We start from the raw sequence: 6,123 nt of genomic DNA, 5'->3' as shown, positions 1-6,123 counted from the left end.
GACCGGCTGCTGTGGGCGCAGGTCGCGCCTTCTCCCAATGCCCACGCGGCAGCGATGTCTATGGCCGCCGACATGCGCAATGACACCTCGCGCAACCCCTTCGTCTATACGCTACATTCAAACGCCCTCCTCAACCGATACAACATCGTGACAAAAGCGTGGCAGGTCGTGAGCACTGCACCGCTAACGGGCGGCACGTTCGGCGCCGGGTCCACCAGTGCATTCGTGCCTTCCTTTGGCGCGGTCGGAACCATCGCGGCGGGCGCGACGACGACGAGCGTTACACTGACGACTGCGCTGCCCACGGCGGTCGGCGTGAACATGCTCGCGAACCGGGGCGGCAGCGGGGAGTTTGGTTTCAAGCTCCGCATCATTGACACCGTTGCCGGAAAGACCGAAGAGCGGTGGATCGTCGGGAACACGGCCAGCACGACGCCGACCATTCGGCTCGAAACCGCGCTGACTTTCACACCGGCCACTGGCGCGCGCTACGAGCTTCTCTGCGGCCGGCTGTTCATGCTTGGCGCTGGCACTTTGGCGGCGGGGGCATTTCGATCGTTTGAGCCGGCGAGCAACACGTTCGCGAACCGCTCAATCACTAACCTCCCGGCCACCGTCGGCACGGACAGCGCCATCCTTGTTATGGATGAGCTTTATGTTCCCTTCGACCACAATCCGGGCGAAGGGATGGTCAAGGGCGCCACCACTTACGACACGGATCTAGTCGCGCTTCTCGCGACGGCATCGGCGGCGTCCACCATCACCGGACAGGCGACCGGCGGCGACGCCGTGGTGCTAGCGAACGAGTACCGGAACTTTCAGGTCCGCATCGTCGCGGACCCGACGACGCCGGGCTCGGTCGGGCAGCGCCGCATCATCGCGAGTCACACGGCCGGCCCGAGCGCGGTCTACACGCTGGGGACGGCCTGGACGACGCAGCCCAGCGCGTCCGCGCGCTTCGTGATCGAGCAGCCGAACCTCTTGGTTCTGCGGACCACGGGCAACACAACGACGTACACCTACAACTACACCGACGCGACCATCAACAACGGCACCAACAGCATCGCCGCTGACGCTTGGTCCACGACCTACTTCGGCGCCGGGCCGGCGAACAACGCCGTCGGGAACCTATGGGCGCCCTCCTTCGGCATTCAGCCCGACCCGGCTCGAAACGCTCGCCATAGCTTTAACTATTTCTTCCGTGGCGGCGCGGTGACGCTGGATTTGCTCGACATCGCGGGCAGCATCACGGGCACATGGACCGGCGCGATCACCTACGACGGTAACGTAAACTCCTTCGGCACCGGCACGACCGGGTGCTACTCCCCATTCGGGCAAGAAGGCCGATACACCTACGTCAACGTCTACGTGGCGAGCGCGGTGAACCAGATTTACCGCTTCGACGCGAAGAACCGGGTATTCTCGCCTTACGTTCCGACCGACTTCATCCAGGCCGGCACCGCAGCGCAGGGCGGGCGCATGGCGGCCTATGCGGCCATCGACGGAACGGACACTTACGACGTCGTGCTGCTTCAGTCCCACCTTTCGACGATCAGCCAAGAACTGATCCCGTTGGTCTAAGTGAGGCAGCCATGAAAATCGCGGACCTTATCAAACTGACGGAAAACCGACTGGCGCTTCTCAACACCGCCCGCGCCGACGCGGATCGAGCCGGGGACGTCATCCGCATCGCTGCACTGGACGTAGAAATCGCGGACACGACTGCAACGCTATCGGCCCTGCGCGCATTGGGGTAATTTTGTTAATGGCAATGTTATTGAGGCAACTCTAGTTGCTATTGAAACATACTTAACGAGTAAAAATAATGAGCCTTCTACTTTTATTTAGACCTTTTCAAATTGTAGACGGCGTGCGCCAGTTACACATTAAAGGTGTGTCTACTTGGACTACGGACGTAGTATCGTACATTAAGTACAACGGTGCTTGGGTTATTCCGGAAGGCGCATACGTAAAAGTGGATGGAGTTTGGCAGAAAGTATGGGGCGGCACCGGCGGCGGCGTTGATCCCAATACCTACCTTGTTACTTTGGATGGCAACACTGTTGTCACACTGGCCGGTGAGGAGTTTATCGTAACCTAATGGCAACAACTACAATTACTGCTCTCACGTCGGCTGGTACGCTTGACGGAACAGAAGTAGCACCAGTCGATAAGGCCGGTGCTACACGAAAGACAACGCTACAGGAAATCGCTGATCTAGCCGATCCTGCAACAATCGGCGCTGCTCTTACCTCACACACGCACGGTGCCGCAAACATTGTGTCTGGCACACTGGCAACTGCCCGTCTTGGATCGGGCACAGCAAACAACACGACATTTCTACGGGGCGACCAGACATGGGCAGTCCCTGCATCTGGATCAGGCGACAGCTATTTGCGCCGTATCGCACTAGGGAATTAATATGGCTGAGACAATGGGTTATGCCCAAGGGGCAATTACAACAGGTGGCGTTACTGCACTAACAGCAAGCGGCAACGTGTCAGTTGTGTGCATCCGGGTTGCTAACGTTGACGGGACAAACACGGCAGACGTAACAATTGCAATTGATCCGTCAGGTGCTACTGCTGCTACTACAATTGCTCACACAGTGCCCGTACCTGCTGATTCAGTGCTCCGTTTTGATGGGCCATTCTTTCTGGCAAACGGTGATGCACTCACGCTGACAGCATCTGCCGACAATGATCTGACATATCGTGTCGAACATCTGACGATTACCTAATGAACGGCGGATACACAGGATTTAGGCGCGTGCCCTCCACGGGCTCAGCGCCGGGTCTGTGGCGCGACAGAGAGCAATACCTTGCGCGCCGGGACAGCATTTGGCCAATTGTTCCATATCGCTATCTGCGTCTTAACATGACGGCGCTTAACGGCGACGGCTATGTCGAGCTTGAACGGCTTGCTTATCTGGTTGGGGCTACAGCCTATCCAACAGTCAACATGACAAGCAACAGTGCCCCGTCTCCGCTTGTGGCCAGTACAAACAGCGTTCTGTCGGCTGGATACGAAGCCTTCTATGCATTTTCAACGAACGGCGATGCAGAAGGCGGCGGCTCATCACGTTGGCACTCAGGCAATCCAACACCGCCAATTTGGATTCAGCTTGACCTTGGGTCAGGTAACGCTATCCGTCCCACAGCAATTGAGTACACACCGCGCTTTGCCGGAGGGACTACCAACCGCACGCCTTCTTCGTTTCAAGTGTTAGGCTCTAACACTGGTGCATTTTCGGGCGAGCAAGAGACGCTTTATAGCGCAACTGGCGTCACGACTGGTTGGGCCAATCTGACGATGCGTACATTTACTTTCTAAGGTGACGAATGACACTCTACAGCTACAATGGGGGCGTCCCCGCACCTTTGCCTGACCGGCACCGACTGCCCAATCGCCTTACTCGTACTGATCTAGTTAGCCTAACTGTCGAGCAATTGGCTGCTTTGGGATTTGTTCCTACAGGGCCACGGCCTGCAGCGGCGACTACAAAAGTCGTAGAGTGGGAAGGTGAATGGATTGTACGGTCTATGACGGAAACTGAGATTGCAAATGCTCGTAATCTAGCTCTGGCATCTCTTCGTTCCGAGCGAGACAAACGCCTTATAGCGTCGGATTTTCGCGTTCTTCCGGATGCTCCGTGGGATACAGCCCCTTGGGCAGTTTATCGACAGGCCCTGCGCGATCTACCAGAACAAACAGCCGATCCGCTAAATCCTGTCTGGCCTCAGGAACCTGCATAATGGCTAGAAACTACAAAAGCGAATACAAAAACTACCAAGGATCACCAGAACAAATTGCCAGACGTTCAAGCCGTAACAAGGCACGTCGGGCAGCCTTAAAAGCTGGTGTTGTCACCAAAGGATCAAGCGCCGACATCGGACATAAAAATGGCAATCCTCTGGATAATCGCCCATCAAATCTTGAAGCAGTGCCCAAGTCCGTGAACCGATCCTACCCACGAACAAAAACGGCACGTAAGCGCAACCCAAAAGACTAATGCAAAAGACAATTCAGAAAGACCTGCGGGGTGTGAAGGTTATGCTTTGCACCCCTGTAATGGATAAATTCACTGTTGAGTACGTTACCAGTCTCCTAAAGACTGTGCAAACTATGCTGCAATACGGAATTATTCTGACGCCTTTATTTAATGTTGGCGACAGTCTCATTATGCGAAGCCGAAACAAGCTCGTTAGTTACTTTATGGACAGTGATAACGACTATTTGATGTTCATCGACTCTGATATCGGATGGGAACCAGAGGCAATCCTACGCCTACTGGCCTTTGACAAAGATTTTTCCGGTGTCATGTACCGAAATCGGCATCAACACTACTCCCGATTCACGACAAACATCAAATTTCCAGTCAATCAGTGCCAAAATACAGGTCTTGTAGAAGCAAAGCACATCGCCACAGGGTTCATGTTGCTGAAACGCAGCGTCATTGAGAAGCTTTTTGAAGCTCACCCTGAGCTAAAACTGACTGACGACAATGAAAATGACGCCGACCAGCACTACTACCGCCTGTTCGACACTGAACAACGGGGTAACGTGATGTGGGGCGAGGATTTTACGTTCTGTAATAGATGGGTAGAAACAGGTGGAAGCATCTGGATCGACCCAAAGCCTAGTCTAAAGCACGTAGGTAAGACTTATTATGCGGGCAACTTTGAGGATGCCCTTAATGAAGCTATCAAAAAGGCAGAAAACTGATGGCTAAGACGCCGACATGGCAGCGTAAAGAAGGCCAGTCCGAAAAAGGTGGGCTGAACGCCAAGGGCAGGGCCAGCTACAACAAGGCCACTGGCGGTAATCTTAAGGCCCCTGCCCCAAATCCCAAGACCAAGAAGGATGCAGGGCGTCGAAAATCATTCTGTGCCAGAATGACAGGGTTAAAGAAGAAGCTCACATCTGAAAAAACCGCAAATGACCCAAATTCAAGGGTTAATAAATCGCTAAAAGCATGGTCATGCTAATGAAACCGGAACTAACGAAGCAGCAGAAGACATTTATCCAGCTTTTGCTTGATGAGGAGCTTAACGGCGACCCCAAACTGGCTGCTGAAATGGCTGGCTACTCAAAAGCAGACGTTACAACCATCCTAGCCGATCTAAAAGACGAGATTGTCGAGGCTGCACGGGCTAAAATCGCTGCTCACAGCGTAGAAGCCGCCCATAATCTTATCCTAGGTATGCGTAAACCTGCTGACCCGGGGCGTGAGACGGCGCTAAAGTACCTAAATAGCGTCCTAGACCGTGCGGATGTGAAGCCAACAGACAAAATTGAGGTCAAAAGCACAGGTGGACTGTTCGTTCTTCCTGCGAAAGACAAGGATTAATGGCTGTATTACGACTAAAATGGACGACACGAACCAAGAAAGGGAAGTATATTCCCTATGGTTGGGAGGTGTCAAAGTACGATCAGAAGCTTCTCATACCTCGTGATGACGTGCTAGAGAAGCTTTATGATGCTTATAAATACTGGAAATCGGGCGATTACTCGCATCGCAAGCTGGCTGAATGGCTAAATTCGATGTTTTCTGAGTCCCATCGCCCGGTCCACTACAACGGCTTGCTGTTCATCCTCCGACGAACATTCGCCAAAGACTTAAAGCGATACCGTGTCAAACCAGAAACCGCCTCTACCGACGCCGAAACCAAGTGTGCGTAAAAAAGTCGCGCATGAGGAAAAGGCCAAAACACAGTTAAAAGAAAAACAGGCTAAGCTACGGGCTAACATTCGTAACGCCCGCAAACTAGCTGCCAAGTCAACGGCTGAACTTGATACCATCCTTGCTCAGCGTGGTGTTGTTGACAATAAAATCGGTGTCGTTACAGACGACATTATCTCAAAGCTGCCAATTGAACTGCGGGATACGGTCAAGGAAGAAGATATCATCTTTCGTCCTAACCCCGGCCCACAGACACAGTTCTTGGCGGCTACGGAGAAGGAAGTATTTTACGGGGGTGCTCGTGGTGGTGGGAAGTCCTACGCCATGCTGGCCGATCCGCTTCGCTACTGTGACAACAAGAATCACCGTGCGCTGATCCTGCGTCGTACGATGCCAGAACTGCGAGACATGATTGCCAAGTCGCAGCAGCTTTATCCAAG

At 53.7% G+C, this 6,123-nt stretch carries 12 protein-coding genes; all 12 read left to right on the top strand.

From position 1 onward, the window contains the following. Positions 1-1,581, top strand: a 1,581-nt coding sequence (locus tag IM475_RS05880) for a hypothetical protein (protein WP_287726981.1), incomplete at its 5' end; no start/stop codon positions are given. Positions 1,582-1,592: 11 nt separating this feature from the next. Continuing rightward, positions 1,593-1,757 (top strand): hypothetical protein, encoded by a 165-nt coding sequence (locus IM475_RS05875; protein ID WP_287726980.1) that lies wholly within the window; start codon positions 1,593-1,595, stop codon positions 1,755-1,757. A 68-nt stretch (positions 1,758-1,825) separates the two neighbouring features. Beyond that, on the top strand, positions 1,826-2,101 hold the full coding sequence (locus IM475_RS05870) for a hypothetical protein (protein ID WP_287726979.1): 276 nt from the start codon (positions 1,826-1,828) through the stop codon (positions 2,099-2,101). A gap of 321 nt (positions 2,102-2,422) precedes the next feature. Beyond that, positions 2,423-2,740: a hypothetical protein gene (locus IM475_RS05865; protein ID WP_287726978.1), complete on the top strand. Its 318-nt coding sequence runs from the start codon at positions 2,423-2,425 to the stop codon at positions 2,738-2,740. Between the two features lie 137 nt (positions 2,741-2,877). Beyond that, positions 2,878-3,333 (top strand): discoidin domain-containing protein, encoded by a 456-nt coding sequence (locus IM475_RS05860; RefSeq protein ID WP_287726977.1) that lies wholly within the window; start codon positions 2,878-2,880, stop codon positions 3,331-3,333. Positions 3,334-3,341: 8 nt separating this feature from the next. Beyond that, entirely contained in the window at positions 3,342-3,755 is a 414-nt protein-coding gene (locus IM475_RS22940; protein WP_353737438.1) for a tail fiber assembly protein, read from the top strand. After that, positions 3,755-4,012: an HNH endonuclease gene (locus tag IM475_RS05855; protein ID WP_287726976.1), complete on the top strand. Its 258-nt coding sequence runs from the start codon at positions 3,755-3,757 to the stop codon at positions 4,010-4,012. Before IM475_RS22940 ends, IM475_RS05855 begins: the two co-directional genes overlap by 1 nt. Next, complete coding sequence (locus tag IM475_RS05850) at positions 4,012-4,725, top strand: glycosyltransferase family protein (RefSeq protein ID WP_287726975.1); 714 nt, start codon at positions 4,012-4,014, stop codon at positions 4,723-4,725. Before IM475_RS05855 ends, IM475_RS05850 begins: the two co-directional genes overlap by 1 nt. Then, the gene (locus IM475_RS05845) at positions 4,725-4,988 is read left to right on the top strand and encodes a DUF6321 domain-containing protein (RefSeq protein WP_287726974.1); all 264 of its coding nucleotides are present in this window, start codon (positions 4,725-4,727) and stop codon (positions 4,986-4,988) included. The genes IM475_RS05850 and IM475_RS05845 overlap by 1 nt, the downstream gene beginning before the upstream one ends. After that, positions 4,988-5,350: a hypothetical protein gene (locus tag IM475_RS05840; RefSeq protein WP_287726973.1), complete on the top strand. Its 363-nt coding sequence runs from the start codon at positions 4,988-4,990 to the stop codon at positions 5,348-5,350. The genes IM475_RS05845 and IM475_RS05840 overlap by 1 nt, the downstream gene beginning before the upstream one ends. After that, on the top strand, positions 5,350-5,682 hold the full coding sequence (locus IM475_RS05835; protein WP_287726972.1) for a hypothetical protein: 333 nt from the start codon (positions 5,350-5,352) through the stop codon (positions 5,680-5,682). The genes IM475_RS05840 and IM475_RS05835 overlap by 1 nt, the downstream gene beginning before the upstream one ends. Beyond that, a partial coding sequence (locus IM475_RS05830; protein WP_287726971.1) for a hypothetical protein occupies positions 5,675-6,123 on the top strand: 449 nt, incomplete at its 3' end. The genes IM475_RS05835 and IM475_RS05830, both read left to right, overlap by 8 nt.

The organism is Microcystis sp. M061S2 (assembly GCF_020245605.1).
Lineage (GTDB): Bacteria > Cyanobacteriota > Cyanobacteriia > Cyanobacteriales > Microcystaceae > Microcystis.
The sequence above is the reverse complement of the archived record's forward strand: the minus strand, read 5'-3'. Positions and strand labels throughout refer to the sequence as shown.